The 22931-nt window shown below is 40.5% G+C and carries 35 protein-coding genes; 11 read left to right on the top strand and 24 right to left on the bottom strand.

The window, feature by feature from the left end; genetic code table 11:
* Positions 1-140 precede the first annotated feature (140 nt).
* On the top strand, positions 141-524 hold the full coding sequence (locus tag B3D98_RS03830; protein WP_288580751.1) for a VOC family protein: 384 nt from the start codon (positions 141-143) through the stop codon (positions 522-524).
* A 37-nt stretch (positions 525-561) separates the two neighbouring features.
* On the opposite strand, the gene B3D98_RS03825 is transcribed toward B3D98_RS03830, so the two are convergent.
* The 3 genes from B3D98_RS03825 to B3D98_RS03815 form a co-directional block, all read right to left on the bottom strand.
* The gene (locus tag B3D98_RS03825) at positions 562-981 is read right to left on the bottom strand and encodes a hypothetical protein (RefSeq protein WP_048393864.1); all 420 of its coding nucleotides are present in this window, start codon (positions 979-981) and stop codon (positions 562-564) included.
* A 106-nt stretch (positions 982-1087) separates the two neighbouring features.
* Positions 1088-1396 (bottom strand): hypothetical protein, encoded by a 309-nt coding sequence (locus B3D98_RS03820; protein ID WP_103117962.1) that lies wholly within the window; start codon positions 1394-1396, stop codon positions 1088-1090.
* 686 nt (positions 1397-2082) lie between these two features.
* A complete protein-coding gene (locus B3D98_RS03815; protein ID WP_048393866.1) occupies positions 2083-2367 on the bottom strand; it encodes a DUF5316 domain-containing protein in 285 nt (94 codons plus the stop codon).
* A 116-nt stretch (positions 2368-2483) separates the two neighbouring features.
* Between B3D98_RS03815 and B3D98_RS03810 the strand changes: the two genes are divergently transcribed.
* The 3 genes from B3D98_RS03810 (at position 2484) to csaA (ending at position 3501) form a co-directional block, all read left to right on the top strand.
* Positions 2484-2825, top strand: coding sequence for a DUF7668 domain-containing protein (locus tag B3D98_RS03810; protein ID WP_288580742.1), 342 nt, complete (start codon positions 2484-2486; stop codon positions 2823-2825).
* A 77-nt stretch (positions 2826-2902) separates the two neighbouring features.
* The gene (locus B3D98_RS03805) at positions 2903-3079 is read left to right on the top strand and encodes a hypothetical protein (RefSeq protein ID WP_004228639.1); all 177 of its coding nucleotides are present in this window, start codon (positions 2903-2905) and stop codon (positions 3077-3079) included.
* Between the two features lie 89 nt (positions 3080-3168).
* On the top strand, positions 3169-3501 hold the full coding sequence (csaA, locus tag B3D98_RS03800) for a chaperone CsaA (protein ID WP_004228641.1): 333 nt from the start codon (positions 3169-3171) through the stop codon (positions 3499-3501).
* Between the two features lie 12 nt (positions 3502-3513).
* Here the strand turns inward: csaA and B3D98_RS03795 are convergent, their stop codons facing one another.
* The gene (locus B3D98_RS03795) at positions 3514-4395 is read right to left on the bottom strand and encodes an AraC family transcriptional regulator (protein WP_281216558.1); all 882 of its coding nucleotides are present in this window, start codon (positions 4393-4395) and stop codon (positions 3514-3516) included.
* A gap of 297 nt (positions 4396-4692) precedes the next feature.
* Here B3D98_RS03795 and B3D98_RS03790 point away from each other — a divergent pair, with 297 nt between their 5' ends.
* Both B3D98_RS03790 and B3D98_RS03785 read left to right on the top strand, forming a co-directional pair.
* The gene (locus tag B3D98_RS03790) at positions 4693-5040 is read left to right on the top strand and encodes a hypothetical protein (protein ID WP_115673736.1); all 348 of its coding nucleotides are present in this window, start codon (positions 4693-4695) and stop codon (positions 5038-5040) included.
* Complete coding sequence (locus B3D98_RS03785; protein ID WP_115673735.1) at positions 5041-5262, top strand: hypothetical protein; 222 nt, start codon at positions 5041-5043, stop codon at positions 5260-5262.
* Between the two features lie 37 nt (positions 5263-5299).
* Here the strand turns inward: B3D98_RS03785 and B3D98_RS03780 are convergent, their stop codons facing one another.
* The 3 genes from B3D98_RS03780 to B3D98_RS03770 form a co-directional block, all read right to left on the bottom strand.
* Positions 5300-5857, bottom strand: a complete 558-nt coding sequence (locus B3D98_RS03780) for an isochorismatase family protein (RefSeq protein WP_288580734.1) — start codon at positions 5855-5857, stop codon at positions 5300-5302.
* 64 nt (positions 5858-5921) lie between these two features.
* A complete protein-coding gene (locus B3D98_RS03775) occupies positions 5922-6560 on the bottom strand; it encodes an O-methyltransferase (protein WP_288580732.1) in 639 nt (212 codons plus the stop codon).
* Positions 6544-6873, bottom strand: a complete 330-nt coding sequence (locus tag B3D98_RS03770) for a hypothetical protein (RefSeq protein ID WP_048393875.1) — start codon at positions 6871-6873, stop codon at positions 6544-6546. The genes B3D98_RS03775 and B3D98_RS03770 overlap by 17 nt, the downstream gene beginning before the upstream one ends.
* A gap of 150 nt (positions 6874-7023) precedes the next feature.
* Here B3D98_RS03770 and B3D98_RS03765 point away from each other — a divergent pair, with 150 nt between their 5' ends.
* Complete coding sequence (locus tag B3D98_RS03765) at positions 7024-7224, top strand: hypothetical protein (RefSeq protein ID WP_016993987.1); 201 nt, start codon at positions 7024-7026, stop codon at positions 7222-7224.
* Positions 7225-7421: 197 nt separating this feature from the next.
* Here the strand turns inward: B3D98_RS03765 and B3D98_RS03760 are convergent, their stop codons facing one another.
* The 4 genes from B3D98_RS03760 to B3D98_RS03745 form a co-directional block, all read right to left on the bottom strand.
* Positions 7422-7577, bottom strand: coding sequence for a hypothetical protein (locus B3D98_RS03760; RefSeq protein WP_016993988.1), 156 nt, complete (start codon positions 7575-7577; stop codon positions 7422-7424).
* A 166-nt stretch (positions 7578-7743) separates the two neighbouring features.
* The gene (locus B3D98_RS03755) at positions 7744-7920 is read right to left on the bottom strand and encodes a hypothetical protein (RefSeq protein WP_175400806.1); all 177 of its coding nucleotides are present in this window, start codon (positions 7918-7920) and stop codon (positions 7744-7746) included.
* 15 nt (positions 7921-7935) lie between these two features.
* Positions 7936-8556: an NAD(P)-dependent oxidoreductase gene (locus tag B3D98_RS03750; protein WP_048393876.1), complete on the bottom strand. Its 621-nt coding sequence runs from the start codon at positions 8554-8556 to the stop codon at positions 7936-7938.
* Positions 8557-8632: 76 nt separating this feature from the next.
* Positions 8633-9019 carry a hypothetical protein gene (locus B3D98_RS03745; protein ID WP_103117954.1) on the bottom strand — a complete coding sequence of 129 codons (387 nt, stop codon included), beginning with the start codon at positions 9017-9019 and terminating at the stop codon, positions 8633-8635.
* Between the two features lie 239 nt (positions 9020-9258).
* On the opposite strand from B3D98_RS03745, the gene B3D98_RS03740 reads away from it, so the two are divergent.
* Entirely contained in the window at positions 9259-9759 is a 501-nt protein-coding gene (locus B3D98_RS03740; protein ID WP_048393879.1) for a hypothetical protein, read from the top strand.
* Positions 9760-9875: 116 nt separating this feature from the next.
* Here B3D98_RS03740 and B3D98_RS03735 read toward each other — a convergent pair whose 3' ends face one another.
* Positions 9876-10175, bottom strand: a complete 300-nt coding sequence (locus tag B3D98_RS03735) for a hypothetical protein (protein ID WP_048393880.1) — start codon at positions 10173-10175, stop codon at positions 9876-9878.
* 158 nt (positions 10176-10333) lie between these two features.
* Complete coding sequence (locus B3D98_RS03730; protein ID WP_048393883.1) at positions 10334-10534, bottom strand: hypothetical protein; 201 nt, start codon at positions 10532-10534, stop codon at positions 10334-10336.
* Between the two features lie 252 nt (positions 10535-10786).
* Here B3D98_RS03730 and B3D98_RS03725 point away from each other — a divergent pair, with 252 nt between their 5' ends.
* Positions 10787-10915 carry a hypothetical protein gene (locus B3D98_RS03725; RefSeq protein ID WP_288580710.1) on the top strand — a complete coding sequence of 43 codons (129 nt, stop codon included), beginning with the start codon at positions 10787-10789 and terminating at the stop codon, positions 10913-10915.
* On the opposite strand, the gene B3D98_RS03720 is transcribed toward B3D98_RS03725, so the two are convergent.
* Genes B3D98_RS03720 through B3D98_RS03710 form a run of 3 tightly spaced genes read right to left on the bottom strand, consistent with a single transcriptional unit; the run spans position 10912 to position 12784 of the window.
* Entirely contained in the window at positions 10912-11595 is a 684-nt protein-coding gene (locus B3D98_RS03720; protein WP_112117936.1) for a DUF1963 domain-containing protein, read from the bottom strand. The genes B3D98_RS03725 and B3D98_RS03720 overlap by 4 nt on opposite strands.
* Positions 11585-12160, bottom strand: a complete 576-nt coding sequence (locus tag B3D98_RS03715) for a DNA-3-methyladenine glycosylase I (protein ID WP_048393888.1) — start codon at positions 12158-12160, stop codon at positions 11585-11587. Before B3D98_RS03715 ends, B3D98_RS03720 begins: the two co-directional genes overlap by 11 nt.
* 27 nt (positions 12161-12187) lie before the next feature.
* Positions 12188-12784 carry a class I SAM-dependent methyltransferase gene (locus B3D98_RS03710; protein ID WP_054548745.1) on the bottom strand — a complete coding sequence of 199 codons (597 nt, stop codon included), beginning with the start codon at positions 12782-12784 and terminating at the stop codon, positions 12188-12190.
* 122 nt (positions 12785-12906) lie between these two features.
* Here B3D98_RS03710 and aac(6') point away from each other — a divergent pair, with 122 nt between their 5' ends.
* On the top strand, positions 12907-13341 hold the full coding sequence (gene aac(6') / locus B3D98_RS03705) for an aminoglycoside 6'-N-acetyltransferase (RefSeq protein WP_103117952.1): 435 nt from the start codon (positions 12907-12909) through the stop codon (positions 13339-13341).
* A gap of 62 nt (positions 13342-13403) precedes the next feature.
* Here the strand turns inward: aac(6') and B3D98_RS03700 are convergent, their stop codons facing one another.
* The 8 genes from B3D98_RS03700 to B3D98_RS03665 all read right to left on the bottom strand — a co-directional run bounded on the left by B3D98_RS03700 (position 13404) and on the right by B3D98_RS03665 (position 22198).
* Positions 13404-13595 carry a hypothetical protein gene (locus B3D98_RS03700; protein WP_054548747.1) on the bottom strand — a complete coding sequence of 64 codons (192 nt, stop codon included), beginning with the start codon at positions 13593-13595 and terminating at the stop codon, positions 13404-13406.
* Between the two features lie 456 nt (positions 13596-14051).
* Positions 14052-15563, bottom strand: coding sequence for a right-handed parallel beta-helix repeat-containing protein (locus tag B3D98_RS03695; protein WP_288580699.1), 1512 nt, complete (start codon positions 15561-15563; stop codon positions 14052-14054).
* A gap of 227 nt (positions 15564-15790) precedes the next feature.
* Positions 15791-16750 carry a hypothetical protein gene (locus B3D98_RS03690; RefSeq protein ID WP_288580696.1) on the bottom strand — a complete coding sequence of 320 codons (960 nt, stop codon included), beginning with the start codon at positions 16748-16750 and terminating at the stop codon, positions 15791-15793.
* 71 nt (positions 16751-16821) lie between these two features.
* A complete protein-coding gene (locus tag B3D98_RS03685) occupies positions 16822-18504 on the bottom strand; it encodes a methyl-accepting chemotaxis protein (protein WP_288580693.1) in 1683 nt (560 codons plus the stop codon).
* A 162-nt stretch (positions 18505-18666) separates the two neighbouring features.
* On the bottom strand, positions 18667-19044 hold the full coding sequence (locus B3D98_RS03680; RefSeq protein WP_288580690.1) for a hypothetical protein: 378 nt from the start codon (positions 19042-19044) through the stop codon (positions 18667-18669).
* A gap of 118 nt (positions 19045-19162) precedes the next feature.
* Positions 19163-20719 (bottom strand): YndJ family protein, encoded by a 1557-nt coding sequence (locus tag B3D98_RS03675; RefSeq protein ID WP_288580688.1) that lies wholly within the window; start codon positions 20717-20719, stop codon positions 19163-19165.
* Positions 20688-21299 carry a DUF4166 domain-containing protein gene (locus B3D98_RS03670; protein ID WP_259418953.1) on the bottom strand — a complete coding sequence of 204 codons (612 nt, stop codon included), beginning with the start codon at positions 21297-21299 and terminating at the stop codon, positions 20688-20690. Before B3D98_RS03670 ends, B3D98_RS03675 begins: the two co-directional genes overlap by 32 nt.
* Positions 21300-21304: 5 nt before the next feature.
* Entirely contained in the window at positions 21305-22198 is an 894-nt protein-coding gene (locus B3D98_RS03665; RefSeq protein WP_288580684.1) for a DoxX-like family protein, read from the bottom strand.
* 105 nt (positions 22199-22303) lie between these two features.
* Here B3D98_RS03665 and B3D98_RS03660 point away from each other — a divergent pair, with 105 nt between their 5' ends.
* Positions 22304-22918, top strand: coding sequence for a sigma-70 family RNA polymerase sigma factor (locus B3D98_RS03660; RefSeq protein WP_308339955.1), 615 nt, complete (start codon positions 22304-22306; stop codon positions 22916-22918).
* Positions 22919-22931: the final 13 nt, after the last annotated feature.

The raw sequence follows: 22931 nt of genomic DNA, 5'->3' as shown, positions 1-22931 counted from the left end.
ATGTCCTTTCTAACTATATAAAGAAAATTTTTAAAAATGGGACATAAAAAAAGAACATGCCATGAAGCATGCTCTTTTAAGCAGGTGAAAAAAATTTTTTAGCGAATTCCTATCATAACAAGCGAAAGGTGGTAGAAAGAATGAATTTTGTAACGTCCCCTCTTACCAAGAAGGTGAATAATGTTTTTATTCATGTCCGAGATTTACGTCAATCAGCAGAATGGTATAGCCAACTTCTTGGTCTGCCCTTTTGTGAAGAGAAGGTAGTTTCGCCTGTCTACAATTTACCCATTTCCTCTGAGACGGGAATTACCTTAGACGATCACACATTTGATCCTGGCTTTCAGTTACAGCAGTCCAAGCATGTGTTGTTTAATTTCTACACAAACAATATTGACGATGCCTATCAGTCTATGAAAGACAAGGGCATTCCGATTGTTCGGCCTATAGAACGTTTTGATGACTTTGCTTACTTCAACATTCAAGATTTAGATGGAAATATAATCATGATCTGTAATGGGTAATGCAAGCAGCAGAAGCAAACATTGCTTCTGCTGTTTGTTATTCATAAAGCTCTTTATAGACAATGACTTTTAAAGCTGCAATCTCTTCATCGGATAATTTGCCTTCCACCATTTGTAGAGCTTCTTCCTGCGTCATCGAGCCGTCCTGCAATTTTACACGCATGTCGTTCAAATCGGTAATGCCCACTTTTTGAATTAAGACTTTCGTTGCCTCTTCTTTTGTCGTAAACGGTAATGTACTGCTATCGACCGTTTTCGCCTCTTCCATATAGGCTTTTAATTGTGGGTCATTTTCAATGGTATTTTTGATTTCTTCCTTTTGTCCGCTATTTTCTAATTCTGTCGACAAGGTATCTACAATTTTTTCAGAGGCAAATTTTGTGCCGAAATGTAGTACACCATACCCCACTACACCAACAAATATAGCAATTACCACTAGAAATTTAATCAATCTCAACTACGCTCACTCCTTTATACACGTTCATCATACTATATGGAGCGGTTGTTGAGAAACAATTCTCCCTAGAAATTATGTAAAAAAACCCCATCTTTGTAGATGAGGCTTATTTAACGTATTTCAAATACTTCCGCACAAATTCAACAATGTAGATAACTTCCTCTTCCGTCATCGTTAGCAGCTTGCAAACACGTTGTAGTCTAGCTGGTAATGCTAATTGCTGGCGCACCTGATGAATATACATATATTTGCATTTCCGCGGATTTACTTTGTCTCGTATTTGCTTATATCGTAGGTATGCATAGCGGGCAAAGGCGTTGAGCATCTCCCGCTCCTGCTCATCACGCTCCCTCTTTTTAGCAGCCTCATCAATGATGTCCGTGTCAAATATCTGTGTACCATCTGTTAATTGCATAGTACCACCTCTCTATTGCAAATGTACTCCTCTCTATTAAATGCAACAAAAAAAGCCACACCTAGGGTAGATGTGACACTTTTTATGATTTTTATATGTAATGATTGGTGGATAGAATTCTAAATGTGACGGATACAATGTCTAATTTAGCGGATCCAATGCTCATTTTGATGGATAGAAATGCTTAGAATGGATTGCTCATTCAAATCGGTGGATAGAATTCTATTTTTGACGGATACAATGTCTAATCTGACGGATACATCGCTCATTTTGATGGATAGAATCGCTTAGAATGGATTGCTCATTTCAAATCGGTGGATAGAATGCTAAATGTAACGGATATACTGTCTAATCTGGCGGATCCAATGCTCATTTTGATCGATAGAATCGCTTAGATTGAATTGCTCATGCAAATCGGTGGATAGAATTCTATATTTGACGGATATACTGTCTAATTTGACGGATACAATGCTCATTTTGATCGATAGAATCGCTTAGATTGAATTGCTCATGCAATTCGGTGGATAGAATGCTAAATGTGACGGATATACTGTCTAATCTGACGGATACATCGCTCATTTTGATGGATAGAAATGCTTAGAATGGATTGCTCATGCAAATCGGTGGATTGAATGCTAAATGTGTTGAATACAATGCTTATTCTAAATTGATGGCTGCTATTAGCTTCATAAATAATAAACAAAGATTGCTACGATAATGTTTGGTATTGCTAATAGTAACGCATTATTCATGAGAAGATTGCGTTCGTTTCTGTCTTCATTGGTTTCTGTTGCGAAATTGGCGCGCATTCTATCTCCGCTTGCGATGGCTCCTGACAATAACATGGCAGAAACGATGAAAATTCCACCGAGTAGCCCTGAAAGCAAATGGGCTTTCTCTGTACCCCATATGAGAATGGAGCATATCACACCTAGAATGGACAAGATGGTGCCAATGCCTATATACTTCATTTTCAGCCTCCCTTCGTTTATTATACGGCTAACCGCTCTTTTTCGTTTCAATAAATCCCTATTTACCTATACAAAATTTTTCCTTTTCCAGTAAAATAACTATTAGGAGGGAGGCTATGCAAATGAAAGACAAAATAAGTGCATTAACGAAAATGACCTTAGATGATTTAGTACATAATAGATATGAAAAACTTCAACAGGAGAAGATATTAACAGAGGATACTGCTATATTTCTGCAGGAGGTTTTCGCCTTGCAAGGTACCTTAACATGGCCGCTGGATGAAGCTTCCGTAGCTATTGATGTGTATGAAATGAATGACCAAAGTTGTTTTACAACAGAAATTCGCTATTTATGGTTTGATGATGAAGAAAGTGCTGTGGTTCTTTTTTGCAAGGCCTATACAAATGCAGATCAAACGGAGATCACTGCTTTCATGATTGATACGGTTGATGCCTAGTATAGTATCCGCGCCAAACGTTCATAGTAAGTATGGTGTGAAACTCACGCCGAATCATACGACGGAGGGATCAATTTATGAATGGAATTCGTGAAGGTTTAATCCCCACTATACTCGGGTCAGCTGTTACGGCGGCAGGCTATGCAATGAAGCAAAAACATGGCTCTAACAAAATGGTGGCCAATACGATTTTTGGCTTTGGCTTAGCACATATTGTGTTAGGTGCGATTGACCTGGTAGAGCATCGTCGTTAACGAGAGAAGGGCACGCAATGTGCTCTTCTTTTTTTGTATTTTTTTCTATTAAATGCTAACATTGTCATAAAAGCTTAAGGAGTACAGTGATGGCGACAATAGAAGATTTTATAGCACTTGATATACGAATCGGCACGGTATTAGAGGCTGAGGAACTGCCAAAGGCTCGGGTTCCTGCGATTAAAATGAAAATTGATTTTGGTGAAGAATTGGGCATTAAACAGTCTTCCGCACAAATTACGAAGCGTTATACACCCGAAGTCATTATTGGGAAGCAAGTAGTGGCGATTGTTAATTTCCCGCCACGTCGCGTTGCGGGTTTTAAGTCAGAGGTATTAGTCATTGGTGGTGTACCTGTGGAGGGAGATGTAATCCTGTTAACGCCCGATCAGCAGCTGCCCAATGGAACGAAAATACAGTAAAAGCCTCTCGCATTATGCAAGAGGCTTCTTTTTCTGAAGTGGTATCCAGATTTCACTTGTAAAGGTTGGTGAGGAAAAATCCGTGCTTGTATGGCGCACGATTTCTGGACCAGCAACCTGTTCATAGCCAGAAGATGGGAACCACTCCGCATAAATGCGCCCCCATGTTTCCTGTAGTGTTTGCGGGAATGGTCCAACCGCTTCAAAGACAGCCCACGTACAAGCGGGTACATCCAACTGTGAAAAATGGTGAGCCGTTTCGGTTGTGGCTACGCCGATATAATGATCAAGCTCGCCCTTTTCCTCCATTCTGCCCTCAGAAAAGTTTGTGGAGGCTTGGATGATTCCTGTTGGTTCTACATTCGACAGCTTTTTTAGGTGCCCAATATCCTCCATTGTTAATGCACGTGCCATTTCAGTTATCGCTTGATTTTCTCCTTGAAAGACGATAGGTACTCTTTTCATAAGACCCACGATGTGAAACGCTTCTTTTTGTTCGAGTCGGTAATTCATTTCACAACCTCCTTGTATGGTAAGTTGGAAGGTCATTCGTGGAAACGCTTTTAGGTGCTGACCATTTTGCCTCGCCTCCGATGGTGTGATGCCATGCATTTGCTGAAAGGCTCTTGTAAATGCATCTGCAGAGCGATAGCCATAACGAATCGCGATATCGAGAATTCTCATAGATGAATCTGATAGTTCCAGTGCGGCAAGCGTCAGACGCCTACGACGAATATACTCTGATAGCGAGATGCCTGCTAGAAAGGAAAACATACGTTTAAAATGGTATTCCGAGCAATAAGCTAATCTCGCAGCTTCTTGCACATCAATTTCCTCTGTTAGATTGGCCTCGATATACGTAATCGCCTTATTCAACCTTGTTAAAGAATCCACTTCTATCACCTTCCTTATCTTTACTTTAGCAGGAATAGTAGCCCTTCATCCGACAATTGGTGCCCCATTTAGTCGCCTTCCAAAAAATAATCTATCGAGCAGGCAGATAACTAGCTTTTGAAGCTACTTTCACATACATATAATAGTGTAAAGCTAATTTTAGCCTTACACCTCCTGACTTGATACTTAGGGTCACTGCTCGCACAGTGGCCCTATGAAAATAAAAGATCATTGTGTCGGATCATAATTTTCGTTACAATATTTGTAAAAATAGTCTATTGAGCTGGAGGCAGCAACATGGATCGTCTTTTCCAGTGGTACAAGTATTTAAAATACATACTCATTCCTATAATTATTTTAAAATACTTTCATAATGGGGATATACCGAATGCGCATCCTCTAATCATTTTTGAATATGCTCTCCTATTTGGTGTGAGCTTTTTACTCATTATTCTACAGGATTTTTTCGCCATTCGTAAAAAAACAAAATTCCTACTCCGTCTCATCATACTGATTATTTTATTGTTTTTGTTCATAACTGCCATTGTCTATCAAGCGATAATGTCTATTATTTTTTCAATTCTACTACTATGCGTGTTAGGTATGGCACTTTATTTACATAGAAATGAAGAAGGAGAACAATAAATGGTACATGAAAATAATAGTAAGCGATTACTTTTAATCATCGGTTGGGTCAATGTGGTAGTAGCCCTTCTCCTATTCCAAGCTTTTTGTGGGCTTATGGCTATCTGTATGGGGATTGTACTTAAAAAGGATTATCAAGCACCAACCCATGGGCTAGTCTTGATAGGAGTTGGTATCGTGAGTACGGTTATAGGTTGGATGCTCAATCATTTCTATATGTAAAAATGACCAAGAACCTAGATTCTTGGTCATTTTATAATTAGCGATAACTATGATGTGTTGGTTCAAATAATGCTTCATCGGCGTTTCGCACAAGTGAGAAATGATCCACATTGTAATGGCCATGCAGGATGTCGTTATGGTGTGCAACTGTATCTTCTGGTGATAAGTAGTCGGAACCATTTGTTGAATGGTCATCTCCCACTAAAGTGACATCAAAGCCCTGTATAGTTGCTGCTCTAACTGCTGTATCCACGCAATGCTCGGTTTTGCAGCCCATCATCACCAAATGCTCTACCTCATTGGCCTGTAAGTAATCGAGTAATCCCGTCCTATAAAAAGCGTTTGTAGCCAGTTTATCAAAATAAACAGCGGTAGTAGGTACTTGGATCGCTTGATGTACCTGAAAGCCTTCCCCTTCTCCACCCGCTACATCCTGATCACGTACAAAGATAATATATACCTCTGCCTCAATAGCTTTTTGAATAACGGCATTGATTGTTTTAAGCAATTCATCCTTGCCATAGACGGCTTGTTCATCCTGATTTCCCTCGATTAATTCTTGCTGTGCATCAATGACCACTAATGCTTGCTTCAAAAGCATCTCTCCCTTATCGTTTGCTAACAATATTTTACCATTAATAGTTAATTTCTGATATGCATTATTTTATAACTTTTGAAACCGTCATACCATCACCAATGGGTAAAAGAATCGAATCCAGCTGCGGATGATTAGCCACTGTGACATTGAACTTTTTCATGATGGCTGTATAGCGCTTGGGTGTCGCCATAGGGTCTGCTACACTGCCTCCTGCTAGGACATTATCTGTCACAATGAATGCACCAGGGCTTGCTAGCTGTATGCAATAGGCTAAATAATTTTCATAGTTATCCTTATCAGCATCAATGAAGAAAAAATCAAAACACTGTCCCGTTGCCACAAGCTTTTCAAGGCTATCCAATGCAGGACCTGTCATATACGTTACCTGCTCGGCAAAGCCTGCCTTGGCAAGATTTTTGGCGGCTAGCTGTGCATATTTATCCTCTAACTCTAGGGATGTCAGTTTGCCTTTCCCTTCCATTCCTCTCGCCAGACAAATACCACTAAAGCCGCCAAGAGCACCAATTTCTAAAATAGCCTTTGACCTAGTAATCGATACAAGCATCGTCAACAGCTTTCCTGATGATCGAGAGACAGAAATAGCAGGCATACCATTTTCGGCAATAGAGGACAGGACATCCTCTAATAGGGCATCGTTCTGATAAAATACCTCATCTATATAGTTATTCATTTGTTTCATGTGCGTTATCTTCCTCTTGTAGACTGTCGTTGGTTTCATTTTCTTGAATATCAAACAACTGGCAAAATTCTTGGATAACCAGATCGATGGCTTTTAATTCACCGACTAAAATTTGCTGAATCGATTGAAATTCTGGCTGTTCTAATTGCTGTTTAATGGTAGCTCGCTTCACATGCAGCATCTCTAAAAATGAAATCGCTTTGCCGCGTCGGAACGTTTTTGCTCCTCGCTGTGGCGCGCCTTCCATGCCTCTGTGGCGTCCTCCACGGTGATGTCCCTCTCTCATATGCTCTCTAAATCCAGATCCTCTCATTTCTAAAACACTCCTTTTGTATACGTTTGTATACATTAATTTAAACTGATTGTATACATATGTATACAAATTGTCAATTAAACATAATGCTTTCATGCTTCAACATATGTTAGACAATAGGGTAAACGTATCGAAATGGAGGTTAGATGAGTGAAAAGGGTTATAAAATATGTGTTGGGCATCGGTACATTATTGATACTGTCAGGCATATTTTTGATTGGAGCACAATCTCACTATAATCAGAAGGAAATTAAAATTGCCAGTAAGCTATGTCTTGAAAATGGCGGACAGCCTACTATCATCCGCGATTATTTGGCTTTGAATTACTCCTTTTCATGTCAGAAGAACTGAGGTAGTACATATATGGATAGTGAACTGAGTTGCTAGAAAATCGAGTAAATTTCATCTATCTTTCAGGCAAATGGCTAGCTAACAAGATTACTTTTACATACAAATAGTAGGGTAAAGCAAATCTAGCCTTTCCACAGCTCTCCTGTTTTGAGGTCACTTTTCTTGGAAGGTGGCCTTTTTTGGCATGAAAAAAGACGTCATGTCGACGTCTTTAATGTTTGATCGATATCCTCAATCAACCTATCCACTTGTTCCTTTGTTATCTTGATGACATATAATTCTGTCGTTTCGATTCCATCAAGGCTTGTTAGGTGTTTAGGATATTGATAGTTATTTGATATCTCCTTGTCCATACAATCACCTCTTCAATAGATATATTCGACATAAAGTATAGCAAACCTTCTATAAAAAGGAAAATAACAGTATATTTTTTCACTAAAATAGCTATCATTTAGACGATTTAGGATAAAGAAAGGTTAAAGGGATAAGTCCATTTAGACTATCCTTGTGTAAAAGTGCTTATTGCTTACCAAATTTCGCAATTTTTTTGAGGTAGAAAGAGCCGATGGACACAATGATAGCTCCATAGACTTTCAGCATCACATTTCTAACAGGCGCCTCCTCTATGGTTGTACTGAGAAAGGCACATCCAACCACAATGATTACCATCCCGAAGATGGCATGAATATATTTCACTTTATTTCCCCTTTTCTAGTAGGCAAGTCCGACGCGTGTTTTCAAAAATTCCTCACTGAAGATTTGTTGGTAGGCAAAATCTGCTGTATCCGCTACTGAAATTTCGCTACCTCCCTCTGGCAAGAAGTTACGTTCAACGCGGTAGTTTCCTGTCCAGGCCCCATCAGGTAAATAGGTAGGACAAACAATTGTCCAATCCATTGCAGATTGCTGTAGCTGTTCGAATACACGTTGGTGCTCCTGTGCAGCAAAGGTCGATTTTCGTTTCGATTCCGTTGATTGGTAACGAAGAAGAGTCGGCGTTACACGACTTTGTAGAATCCCTGCTGTTCCAATCGTAATGATTCTTGTCACCTGTTGCTTTGTCATCGCTTCAAGAATCAATGGTAAGCTAGCCGATAATGTAGTGCCTCCATCTGTATTTAATGCACTCACCACCACATCCACATGATGCATTGCCTGCTCGATATCCTGCTTGTTTAAAACATCCCCTTTCATTACACACAGCTGTTGATGATGGTGCGGTAATTTATCGGGATTTCGGACTAATAGGGTGACCTCATGCTGATCCTTTATTGCTAGTTCTACCAAATGGCTGCCGACACGACCACTCGCGCCTAATATTAATATTTTCATTTCTCTCACCTCTTTATCATTATATTCCAATTCCCTTTATATGTAAAAAGGCACAGTTCACAGTGCCTCCCGTCTACTATTCACGCTCTAGTAATTGAACATCAACCATAAATAGATGCATATTATTCTTTTCAGCTAGCTCATCGATAATCGATTGAATTTCACTTTCTGTACTTACATCAATTTCTTCCCCATCGTGTAATTGAATAGTGATGACTTGATGCGCTGGAGAGTCAATTAGATAACCAACTGTACTATCAGGCGAGTAGCCTGCAGACCGTATCGCCTGTAACACTTGTTTTGTAAAATTCGTAGCTTGTAATTTTTCGCCAAGCTCCTCAGCATAGGGAGTTGCTCTTTCGGTGCTCGGAGCTATAGCTAAAGGCTCCCTTTGTGCCATCCACAATGACATCACAACCAGTAAGCACATGAATAAAAAGAAGATTTGCAGGACACTTTTCATACACTCGCTCCATTTCTCCATGAAATTTACAGGCGGAAGTCTAGCAATCTTTTGCCCTGAAATTGTTATTATTCTCACAGCTATGTATGGCTATTTCTCTCTTTTTAATTATTAAAAAATAATTTTCTTTTTGTACAAAGGGCAAATTACCAAGAAGTTTTGTTTGTGGCTTCATAGATTAGAAATGTAAAGGTTAGCGCTACCATTACTAAAAAACTAACAAAAAGGGAGATTAAAAGATGCAGGATAGTAGATACAGTCAATATATGAATTGGAATCATAAAAAAGAAAAGTGCTGTGAACAATATGTAAAATGCTATTGTCATTTAGAAAAAAAATGTGAACACAAACAAGAAGGATGCAAATGCAAACACAAGCATGAGCATTGCAAATGGGAACAGAAGCATCAGCGATGTAAGTGTCATGAAAAGGATGACCATTGTAAATGGGAACATAAGGAGGATTCTTGCTCTTGCAAAAAAGAGGAGGAAGAGTACTACTACGAGAAGGATTATTCCAAAGATCACAAGTGTAAAGGCTGTATTTGTCATCTATTAAGATGCTTATCTCCTGGCACTTTGGTAGATGTTATTTTAGCAGGTGGCGGTAGCTTTGCAGGAATTTTATTCATCAGCTTAGATCCTAAAACTTGCTGTGCTACATTCTTAGAGGTAGATGCAGCAGCAGCAACACCACTTATCATTGATTGCCAGCAAATTATTGCCATTAGAAACGCGTAACTGTTCCATTATCATACTTGACACCAATTCATATACCATAATCCTACCACTATAAGCACATTTAATCTTCTGCCAGGTTCGTGAAACCATACCTGGCAGAATTCATATTTTTTCAGCTATTCATTGACAATGACTTTGACAATGGGCTCTAATTTCCCTCTATTCACATCGCCAAGATAATCAACATCTACTACGACAGCTCGTGGCTCAAAACGTTGGATACATTCTATGAGGCGTTTTGTGTTTATTTTCTTCATACGCTGGAAGGGTTTACGAATATCAGACCTTGTCACATATTCGCGGAGCGGACAAGGAATCGTAAACGTCGATAAAATAAATGCTACATTTTGTAATATACCTTCCACGCCTGTAGCATTACCATTAACATTACTTAAAGCCGTTACTTGATGTGTCATTCTATCAACCTTTCTTCTACGTTCATACAATTGGTACTTTGGAAAAGAGCACTTTGTTATTTATGCTTGCTCATTAAAAATTATGAACGCTTTGTTTTTATGTACCCAATGTTATTTTTATTCAAACAACATCTTAGTTGATAGGCTGACCTACAAGCTTAGCGCATGATGGCGTAGTAAATAACATACAGCCAGCTAAAACAGCCATGGATGATTGCCCAAATGATGGAGTGATGCACACTCCAGGAGATCGTAATCGCTAAAACCGAACCAAAGCCAATGCCATTTTTGACCACCGTTTTATGCTCCACTTTTTTCACCTTCCTAGTGCTTTTTAACTCTCCTTCTTGCCATCGCAATCGGTTTCCCTCCTATCGTTTTCTATGTTTATGCAGGAACGAACAAGGGCAATCTGAAAGAAAGGATGTGATGTTATGACAATTTTCATGCTGACTGCCACGATTGGCATCCCCAGCCTTATGGCATATCTTCAGCACAAATGGGCTAGCTTTCGCCTTCTTTTCAACATACTAGGTGTCCTTGCTGCGATTCTGTTTAGCACGATTGCCGCTACAGCTATAACGAACATTATTCTTGAGGATGTAGTCTTTATGACAACGATCCATGCTGTGTTCTTAAACCCTGTCTTTCTAATTACAGGGGCGTACCTTGGCTTATATCTGATTTACCGGTTCATCATGATGACAATTCATGAAAGAGACAAGCCGCCATCCCTTTAGTAGAAATCACAATAGACGTGCCAAGTCTGGATTGTTGGATTGTAGAATAAATAAAAATTACCATGATCCACGATGTTCAAACGCGCTTTTGCATCGGAGGCAATTTGGAGGACAAATGGCGCATCGTCACCGAAATCAACGCCACTTTGACAAAAGCTTGGATAGCCACCAATTTTATGGAGTGGATAGAGGTCTTCAACAATATCCTCAAAATAGTCGAGCTGCTCTTCATGCTCCAACGTCAAAATCTCTTCCTCCAATTGAGCAGGAATACCGCCCCCATCCCATGTTGGATAGTCGTTCGTGATATGTTGTGGTATGAGTGGAAACGCGCGAATTTGTTCATGCTGCCATTCGCGCTTTACTAAGCCTTCCAAAGTGGTGTACGTTCTAATATCAAAATAAGAACAAAGATCATCCTCCATCAGATGATCTAATAGACGTTCATCGACAAAGACTGTGACTAATTGAAAAGGCTGTAATGCCATCGGTACATAGGGTAGACCTTTTAGAAAAAACGTAGCGAGCGGCTGATAGCCAGATGGTGGCTGCTCTTCTGGTAAGGACCAGCCCACATAGCCAATCCAGCTTTCCAATAAATCATGTGTAGGTCGAATACCACCCGTTTGAAAAATCGTGGCCTGCGTGGCTAGTTGAGCCCGAATTTGTTCAATTGCCATCCGCTAGCTCCTTTTGTCGACAGCAGCAATCTGTTGTATGGTCGTTTACCATGCCCACTGCCTGCATAAAAGAATAACAAATTGTACTACCGATAAATTTAAAGCCATCTTTCTTCAATTGCTTGCTCATACGATCACTAATTTCTGTCGTCACAGGCACCTCTTTGATGGATGCCCACTCATTCATAACTGGTTTGTGATCTACAAAGCCCCAAATATAATCTGAGAATGAGCCATGCTTTTCCTGTATTTGGAGATATGCTTTAGCATTTGTCACCACGCTAGCTATTTTTAATTTATTGCGTACAATCCGTGTGTCTTGCTGCAATTCCTCTAGCTTGTCTGCTGTATAATGAATAATTTTTTCCACATCGAATTGATCAAATGCCTCACGATAGCCTTCACGCTTTTGGAGAATCGTCCACCAGCTCAAGCCAGCCTGTGCCCCCTCCAAGCAAAGCATCTCGAATAAATGCTGGTCATCATAGACCGGTACACCCCACTCCTTGTCATGGTATTCCACATACAAAGGCTCATCTAGCTTGACCCAATCACATCTTTTCATTTTTATACCCTCCATTTTATGTATCCTTTACTTAATAGCTGTAATGCAAAGCCATCCTTTACTTGATTTTTCGGTGACATACACGGTTTGAAAACCGATACGTTCTAATAATTGCTTCGTTGCCTCAGGAGTTTGATAGGCTTTCATATGATAGTTCATTTTGTAGAGCTCTGCTATAATAATAAATTTCCCACCGTTTTTCAGAACCCGCCATACTTCCTCTACATCCTGCTCCAAGGATGGCCAAAAATAGTGCGTTTGAAAGGCTGTAATCCCATCAAAAAACTGATCATCGTATGGAATGCTTGAAACGCTTGCCTCTTTCACAATGACGCTACCCCTGGCAACATTTGCTTTATTCAATTTGATTGATTCCTTCACTGCCTGTGTGGAAAAATCTATCCCATATATTATACCATTTGGATTCAATTTGGATAAAATTTGGAGCGTTTTCCCACCACCACAACCTATGTCTAACACACGATCACCGTCATTGATAGCTCCTTGCCTGATGAACCATGCATTCATACCACGATGGGCAAAATTCATAATTTGTAGCATCGTTGAGCCAATCCATCCATTTGGCTTTTTCGCTTGTTCAATTAACGTTTGTAAGAGTGACATGATTGGATTCCCCCCCAAGTAAGATTGTTAAAATAGAATTAGAGCTTTAAAATAAAAACGCTTACTAGTTTGTACGTACTTCAAAACAATTTGTTTCATTTTTTACAAAGGAGGAAGATTTTATGATTCAACAAGCAAACCAGAAGAACGCTCATGCTGCAGCCTCATTAGCCTTACTGCTCTGGCCCAATCATACACTAGAGGAATTTACCGAAGAGATGACACAGCTGCTAAAGGAAGAAAACGCAGCTATTTTCCTTGCCTATGACGATGACGAAGCAGTTGGATTTGCCCAATGCCAGTTAAGAACAGACTATGTAGAAGGGACTGACTCGAGTCCAGTCGGCTATTTAGAAGGCCTTTTTGTGAGAGAGGAATATCGCCAGCAGGGCTATGCAAGACTGCTTGTGGAGAAATGTGAGCAATGGGCAAAGCATAGGGGCTGTCTAGAGTTTGCCAGTGACTGTGAATGGGACAATGACGAAAGCCTAAGGGTTCATCTTCAGCTCGGTTTTACAGAAGCTAATCGCATCATTTGCTTCACAAAAAAATTATAAAATGGCTGACAAAAAAATCACAGGCGTTGCAAACATAGCACCTGTGATTTTTCGACATTTTTTTAGTTTAGATATGTATTGTTGGAAATATTTCGTTCGCGCTCATCTATGATTAATTGGATCATTAATGCGAGTTGTTGTTCGATTCGCATATTATTTAGATGTAAGATATCAGCAATCACATTCTTGTGCTTCTCTGCTAATTCCATCTCCTCTAGCATTAACATAATTTCTTCTTTTGTCAGCCCAAACATACTCATATCACCCCAATACTCTCTCTATTTATTATTGTAAAATCATTACTCCCATTTCATAATTAACGAAAATTTATCTTATTGGATGAACCATTTTTACTAATTATAGGTTTAAACATAGAAAATAATCAATCTATTATCCACATTTATTTAATATTTATTTTACATTAAGTAAAAACTTTTATTATGTTGGTTATAACTTATACAAAGATTGTATAAGTTTTCCTGTGGAATATTTCAAAATATTGCAGTAATTGCAACAAGACATCTATACCATTATAAAAATATTCTTGCATTTTGTCGAATTATAGATTTTTTTTGCACAAATTAAAATTAATTAACAGCCCAAACGTATTCCTTTACCCATTTTTCACATATATGAAATATCAATACACGAATCCATAAAAAAAGTAATTTCAAAATTGAAACTACTTGTCTTATTTGTATAATCGGCTTTTATATTATTTTTTTAATATCATATTTCACTATTTCTAATTTCATGTCCTCAATTTGAGAAACCTTTGATGCTGTATCCTTCTGCCATGTCGCTGACTGCACATGTCCTTGTACAAATAATTGGCTGTTTTCCTGTACCACCGCTGGAGCCTTTACTGCGGCTATATCAGTATGACGCATTTCCAATAATGATTTATTGGACAGCGCTAAGAATGGTCTAGCCGCCTTATCCACCCTACAATTTTCAATACGCCCCATTGATTGATCTGACCAAATCATGGCATAAGAGCTTTCTTGACCATCTTTAAAATAGCTATTAGCTATCTCAAAAATTGCATCAATGCAAGTAATTCCGTTTCCTTCCATTTGTTCAAACGTGCAATATTGTGTAAATAATCGGGCATTGTTGATATAGATATGGTGGCTTTGCAGCTCTCGAATCGTTGTATGATGCATCATGATTTTGGCATGTTCATTACCATAAACACCACCTGATTGCCCAAATTGAATAATCGATTGCTGTAGCTTTAATCCACTAGCATCAACAATAATATGAAATTGCTGATGGTTTTGAATTTTACATTGGTTCATCGAAACATTTGCCTCATCCACAATGGTAAGCCCGACAGCCATGCCATTACGAACATGACATGTATGCAATTCCACCTTGCTATTTTCTATCAACACCTGTGCCTTGACATGCCGAGAAACTTGACAATCATAGAACTTGGCTTCGGTTTTTTCTCCAAGATACAACCCATGACTTTGACCATCTGAAAAAATAGAATCAGATACCATTAGTTCACTGCGATGAACCACCATATTCGTATCAAGATGCTCTTTTATTTCACAGCCATCCATCCTGAAAGTCGTGCTATCAAACAATTGAATGCCTACCCCTTGCCCTTGGTGCACTAAACAATTGGTCATCGTAATCTCACTCGACGCAGCTATTACTTGTGCCTTGTCATGCCCATGAATTTCACAGTCCTCCATTGTCATCTTGACATGGCGAATCGCAAAAATACCATGCTTCTTCCCTTCCAACAGCATACAATTCGTCAAGGTCAGCTCACAGTTTTGAGCGATAATCTGTGCCTTCCTATGATGCTCAAATGTCGTGTCGACTAGAATAACACTGGATCCATTCGCCACACGCAAACCAAAATGATTCAGTGGCGTAGCAAGCACTGCACAATTTTTCATCAGCAAACTACCATAGCTCACCATCATCTGCGTTCGAATCAATTGCTCCTCAATGACACAATTCTCTAGCTGTAAATCACCTTTCACATATAGCCCCTGCCCTTGCCGGAACCGTAAATTACGCATCGCGACAGGAGTTTGATAGCGAATAAATACACCACCCTTGATGGTCACATTGCCAACCCCATACAACGTCAGCCGCTTGGCAATATCCAAGCTTTCCTCATAAATCCCATCCCGAATTTCAATCATATCCCCAGGCGCCGCCTCTTCAATCGCCTGCCCGATACTTTGATAACGATGCATTATGCTCCTCTTCACCACAAGTACAGCCATTTACACACTCCTAACCAAAAAATGTTCGTACCCTATTTATATACCGAACATGCTTGTGCTTATTCAATTTTGTGTAAAATTGCTGGAATATGCAGGTGTTTATTTGGAATGTTTGACGGTTTAATGAAAGTGGGGAAAAATGAAAAAACCACCAACAACCGAATTCCCTCGGTTATTGCTGGTTTTTTTCATTTACATTATTTCTTGCGTTTCACAAATACAATAACAAAAATAGCGGCTAGTGCTGCTAGGATAGCGATCATCCAAACTGTGTTTGAGTTGGATGCTGTGTCATCTGCTGCGGCTGCTTGTTGCTCTTCTCTTGGTGTAGCGTTCGAAGACTCCATTTCTTTGGCATCCTCTTTCACCACTTGTGCAGTGCTAATTTGCACATATTGTAGTGTTGCTTCATTCGAGCCGGATGCTTCATGCTCGTGGCTGTCGCCATGGCCTTCTGCATGATCCCCGTGGCTTTCCTCTTGCCCACCGTCATGACCATGATGGTGATCCGCTGCTGTTGTAAAAATAGAACGTTCTAGCTGTTGCCCTACCCAGCTTTTGGCATCTGTTGAATCGGCAAAGATGCGAGGGTGTCCTGACAGCATGTATGTTTTACCGTCGATGATGATTCCTGTTTGGTCACCTGTGACAACGTCTTCAATCGTACCCGTTGGTCCTTCTGCAAAGCCGCCCATCTGAATAAGCGTATGTCCGCCCATATCAAATGTAAGGTGCTCTGTTAAGAATGCAATGTACTCTTCTTTCGTCATGGTTGCGTCAGGATTGGCTAGCTCAAGTTTATGATGAAAAAGTGCTGTATTTATTTCCTTGTACGTAATATCTCCCTCTAGCGAAGATACGTAATCCTCTTTTTGAGCTGCTTGTGCTAGCTCATCCACTGTTGCTCCCTCAAGGCCGAAAAAGCCACCTACCCAGCCTGCAAAGTCCTTGCGTGAAAGATTGTCTGTTGGGTTTAAGGCCATATCTTTGCCATTGTACCCAAGAAGCCCAATACTGTGTAGTACCATAATGTCCTGAATATTGGCGGCTGTTTCAGGGACATCTGTGAATAGTGTACTTTTATCCATCGTATGGGCGTAGGCAACGGGTGCCATGAATAAAGTACTCATCAATAATAAAAGTAAATATTTTCTCAAAATGATTCCACCTTCCAATGCCTTAGTATACAGATGAAATGTGAGGGAAGTTTGAAATCCACAGGTATTTTCTATAGCTTAAATTGACGAATCAGGGCATTTAGTTGTTCAGCCATTTCTGCTAAATGCTCGGCACTATGTTTAATTTCAGCCATGGAGCTTGCAGTTTGCTCAATGGTAGCCGATGTTTCCTGAATGCCTGCCGCTGATTGTTCGGAGACAGCAGCAATTTCATCGACTGCTTTATTAATCGTGACAGTATTGTGAACAACTTCAGCTAGCTCCACTGACATACCTTCAATGCCTGTCGCAATGGCCTCAATAGCATCCGCAATTCGATTGAATGTTGTATTGGTTGCGGCCATTTGTGTTGTGCCCTTTTCGACTTCCTCATAGCCTTGCTCTAGCGAGGAGGTTACTGTATCGGAATTATCCTGAATTTTTCTGACAATCGCTGTAATATCATCGACGGAGAAGGCGACCTGTTCGGCTAATGTTCGAACCTCGTCGGCCACCACGGCAAAGCCTTTCCCCTGTTCCCCAGCTCTAGCTGCTTCAATCGCTGCGTTCAATGCGAGTAAATTAGTTTGGGCAGCAATCGTTTGAATGACCGCTACAAGCTTAGAAATCTCCTGTGTTTGCTTACTTAAGCCATTTACCTGATTCACCGCGTCCTTCACTGTATGCTGGATGGCTTCCATTTGTTTTGTGGAAGTGGTCATTAAGCTTCTACCTTCTTGTGTTAAAGCCTTCACACTCTGCGAATACTGTTGAACATCTTTACTGCAGTGATGAACCGTAGTAACTTTGCTAGTAAAATCATTCATGGCGGAAGCGACATCAGAGGCATGATCTGCCTGTAATTCTGTCCCACTTGCCATTTCTGTAACCGTATGAACAATTTGCTCTGTCCCCATTTTGACCTCAGAAGTCGACTGAAGAAGCTCCTCACTATGTGCCGCTACATCATTGGACACCGTTTGAATGTGCTTTAATAGACGATTTAAAATATCTGACATCGTATTGGTCGCTTCCATCAGTTGCCCTACTTCATCCTTCGATTGAACCTTCAAAGGCGGCTCACTTAAATCGCCATTGGTCATTTGTTGCATACGCTTGGTTAACGTCACGATTGGTCTTGAAATACCACGAGCACTTAATAGCTCAATTATCACTGCTAGAAGAACAATCACAATACCTACGATAATGGCGATTCGCTGTTTCTGCTCTCCAGCAGCAATACTGTCCGTCCCTACCTCATTAATGGCTAGCTTCCGTTGCGCCACTAAGTCTTCGTAGCCTTCACGAATGGTCGTAGCTGTGTCATCCATTTTTGTGAGGTTTTGGGTAGCTAGCTCGGTGTTCCCTTGATCATATACCGCAAATACCTCTTGCTCAATATAACGGTTCCATTCCTTAGACATTTCCGCAAATTGTCCGAATTCGCCTGAGGAAGATAATGCTGACCGCTTTTCTTCATTGCTTAGTTCCTTTGCAACATTATCCTGAAATATCTCTTTATACTTTTCTCTCCCAGAAAGCACATAGCCTCTAGCTGCCGCTATTCTTAAATCAATGGACTGTGCCTGCTCGTAATCGATGATTAATAGTTGTAATTCTTGCTGTACAATTTGCTCTGTCGCATCATTGCTTTGCTTGATGGCAAAGTAATTGTAAACAATGTATCCTATCATGATTGCAATCACAATGCTAAAGGAAAAAACAATGCGTCTACTGATTGTTTTGAACTTCATTTGCAAAAACCCCTTATTTTCCTAATCTATTCCATCCTTAAAAATCTACCATTTAATTAGGACGATTAGCGGTTTTAGGAATTTTTGCTATATTTCCAGAAATAACTTGGTCAATATAATGTTTTTTATAGCATCTTTTATCGCACGCCTATAGTACTATCCTTAATCCCAGCCATTGAACATTACATCGCCAATGGTTTGACTATTAAAATAAGAGACGTATTTCCATTCTGTAGCAGATAGGCTATGGAACGCCTCATCCTTTGTTAGTAATGTTGTAAGTGTCTCCGCTTCCAAGCATTTTCGCATAGGAAAATATTTATGCAGGTGAGGCTTGGATAAAAAGGTAAAGCTATTCACCTCCTGCTTGGCAAATGCGATGTACGGCATCAAACGATGATGAAGAATCGTCAGTGTTTCTCCATCGATTTCAATCACTGCCTGCATATAGACAAAGGGCGCTTGATCAATAAATTGCCTTACTTTCGCTCTTTGTTCGCTTGTCCACCATCGACTGAAACATGCGCATGTCCTGCTCAATTAAATGCGCTGCATCGAAACCAGAAATTCCTTTTGTTAAACGCAAGCCTTCCATCACTCCTTGTTATTTGTCTCTATAATAGGACCTTCTCGTTCGGTTGAGGAAATTCCTGCCAATCTAAGCATTTCTTTTAATATGATAATCAATTTGTAGGAATGGAATACCAAATAACGTCATCTGATGGCGTGCTGACAATGTCTGGTCATCTACCGCAGAAATTTGAAAATGCTCCTGTAGGGGTAGCCTCATCACATTTTTTCCTATCGCCAAATAAATTCCTGCATCTCCATCATGACGACTTGTTAGGTGTAGCTGACCATTTTCTTCATAGGCATACAAAATGCCAACCATTGTTGAGAACGGGAGTGGTAAGGCTATATTCATATAGGTCGTTTCGTCGCTTGTGTGCTTCGAATAAATCGCGACAAAAACGGTTTGCTGATGAATTGTCCGAATCCATGCACGTGGAGACGGACGGCTATCTCGTGCAGAATCGACCTGAACAATGCTACCCGTCATCTCAACTTGCTTACTGGAAAAGGGTAAATTGAGCTGTTGGAGCAAACGGCTCATTCCTTGATACAGAAAGGCAAAAGGTCTAAACCAAGCCTTCCATTGCACCGTCGAAAGCAGCCGATAGGTCGTCGTATACTCATAAAAATGTGGAATGACAGGCGGTAGCTTTGCTGTATCAACAAAATCCTGTAAGGCATCGACCAAGCCAGGGTGTGGTATATTCTCATGATGTAGCTTCCCGCGAATTTGGCTTACAGGGAACTCAAACGGACGCTGTGTTGTTGGGGGGACAGCCATTAGCCAGGCGATGACCCCTATTCCCCCAAAGAAAACACCATTGATCACACCATGGAATTGAAGCATTTCTGGAATGCCGATGGAAATGTTTCCGCTGACACGACTGTAAACATACAGACAAGATCCAAGAATCGTCAGACAGAGCGCTCCATAGGAAGTCCTCAGCAATAGCCCCTGTCCAAACGGAAGCTTTGTTTTGAGCGCTACGAAAAACAAGCCGTAAATGGCGAAAATATAAAGAGCGACGGCGATGATTTCGATGAGAATGGAAAAGGCAATACCTATCGCAACAAGGATTGGTCCTGCCAGCAACATCATCACCATAACACGATAGCCTCTACTATCATGTAATCGACCTAAAAGTCCAACTGAAATGGGTAATAAACAAGCCGAATAATGAAAGTGAATGGCCGTTAACCACGTTATTAATGGTGAAAAACCAGTATCCATGTTGGTGACATAGGCGAAAAACCACAGACCACCGAGGGCTAGGTAGAAAAGCCCCATGTCGATAGCAAACTCCGCAATATTTGTAAAACCTCGTTGTAAAAATCTTTTCACGCCTTGCATGGCGATATAGAAGGTATACAGTACATACATGCCTGCCAAAACATTAGCCAAAACGCCATCCGTCGACCAATGCAGCAGTGTAACGGCTAGCATCATCCCCATAGTAATGGCTGTGCCGACTTTCTGAACATCCACAACCATTGATACCATGGTGGGAACGAAAATTAGTTGAGCAACGGTTAGTAACCATAAGTAATTGGGTTGCCCACTAAGCACAAAGCACATCACCGTGAACAAAATCCCTAGTAAAAAAATGAAATTACTTCGATTGTTGCGTAAATTCACCAGCATACATCATGAGCCTCCCTATGAATGGATTATGGATGGAGACATGAATGGTAAAGACATTTTTCGATTCATCAAAGCCTTCCTCTACAATGACTCGACCCTCTAACAGTCTAGGCATCGGGCATTCGAAACGCGAGAGGACAAAGCGCTGCTTACCTGAACGAATGACCAATGTCCCCGCTCGTGTCACCGTAAAGTGCAAATCGGAATAAAAAAGAGCGGGTGTGCCTAAATAATCTTTCACAATTTTTTGGATTGGATCAATGGTCATCCTTGCATCAAAATGCCTTGTTTTCTGCGGGAAATAAAAGGTGCGCTCCCATAGCACGTCTAGTTCCCCACTTGGCAGGGCTCTGCATGTATTCGAAATAGTAAAGGGGATATCCTCCCCTGACTCTGGGAACAGAAATCGCGTTTTCGCAGCCAGTGTATAGAAGGGACACATCCATTTAGCACCAGATTTTATTTGATGCATCACGCCCTTAGCAAAAAATGGTTCATCAATTGGTAACGCATAACGCTGTTGTAACATCGGATGAAGTCTTGCAAAATCATCCCCTAATAATGTTTGATAGATCGTCATCCTTGTTATCCTCGCTTTCTTTTACAACTTTTAGCACTCGGTACATCCTTACTTAAGCTAAATCCGACAATCGACAACACCCATAAAGCACTATTAAAGGTAAGTGGATTAAAGGGTGCTTGTACACTTGTCTGGTCCGCAACAATAGCAGCTATCGTCAAGAGCGGAAAAACGATGATTTGCATGCCAAAGAGCCAGCGTTTTCCTCGCGGGTAAAGCCAACAAAAAGCAAAGAGAATTTCCGCAACCCCTATCCACATAACTAGCTGATCTGCATGGTTTAGTAATGAAGCGGTCATCTTTAATTCCTGCGGATGCATATGGATGATCTTCGGTACAAGACCATGATAGAACCAGACAAAGCAAAAGAATAGACACAGAAGCATCGTTAAAAAGAATCGTCTATACTGTGCGGTAGGATTTTCTCCTTTTTCTAGCCATCTTTTTAAAACGTCAAAGCTGAGTGCCGTCGCCCACCCCATTAATGGACGAAAAAATAAATCAAAGAATACGCCAAGCTTGCCATAGCGTGTATCATAATCATATTGGGTCAGAAATGTCAGCCCCTGTTGATGCGGGATATATTGCCAATAGCCTTTTCCCTCCGCTATGGGTGAGCGCTTTTGAGGCGTACCAAAATGCAGTGAGGATGTTCGCGTGCCATTTTCTTTATGATGCTCCCCCTTGCTTTCTCCCCAGCCGCTTACCTGTAGGCCTGGCATTACCTTCGTTTCATAGGTAAAACGCTGTGGCTCCTCGGGTGCTTTTTTCGGAATATATGTAATCGATGTAAAACGTAAATCCCATTGCTCATGCAAATGAGGATTTTGTGTATAATCCCATGCTTTCTCTATAGGAGCCTGAATGTCTATCTCGACATAAATAGGCTTTCTGCTCATAAACTCACTCCTTTTTTTGATGAAGCCACTATCATTATAGCAGTAAATTGATAACCTTCTATTAAATGGGTATGCTTATGACGTTTCTCAATAAAAATAAAAAACTTGAATCGAAATGATGACTTGCTGAGTCTAATGGTCGAAAAGGAGGCGATTTTCATTACGAGCACCCAACAAACTCTTGTAGCCTTAGCCCAACAAGGTGATGAGCAGGCGTTTTATCAGCTCATTGAGCAGGAGCAGCATAAGCTTTACCGAATGGCCTATGTCTACGTACAAAATGAAAACGACGCCGTAGAAGTTTTTCAGCAAACCATTATTCGAGCCTATGAGGGGCTACCGCAATTAAAGGAGCCTCACTATTTTGCCACTTGGCTTACCCGCATTATGATAAATTGCTGTAAAACCTATATTGCGAAGAAAAAAACAGTTATGCCTGTTGAACCACAAACTTTCGAGGATTTAACAAGCGCATCTCCTACATACATCGAAGAAGAGCTGGATTTATGGCAGGCTCTTTGCAGGCTTGAGGAAAAGTACAAAACGGTGCTATTACTACGATTTTATCAAGACTACTCTGTCAAGGATATTGCGGCGATTTTGCAATGCCCTGAAGGTACCGTGAAAACACATATTCGCCGTGGCTTGCATGCATTACGACAACAATTAAAGGGGGCATATCTCGATGAGTGGGTTCAATCCGCTGAAAGAAGTCATTAATGCAATACCCATC

This window comes from Lysinibacillus sp. UBA5994 (genome assembly GCF_002429725.1).
Classification (GTDB): Bacteria; Bacillota; Bacilli; order Bacillales_A; family Planococcaceae; genus Lysinibacillus; species Lysinibacillus capsici.
This window is presented reverse-complemented; position numbering and strand designations above follow the sequence as displayed.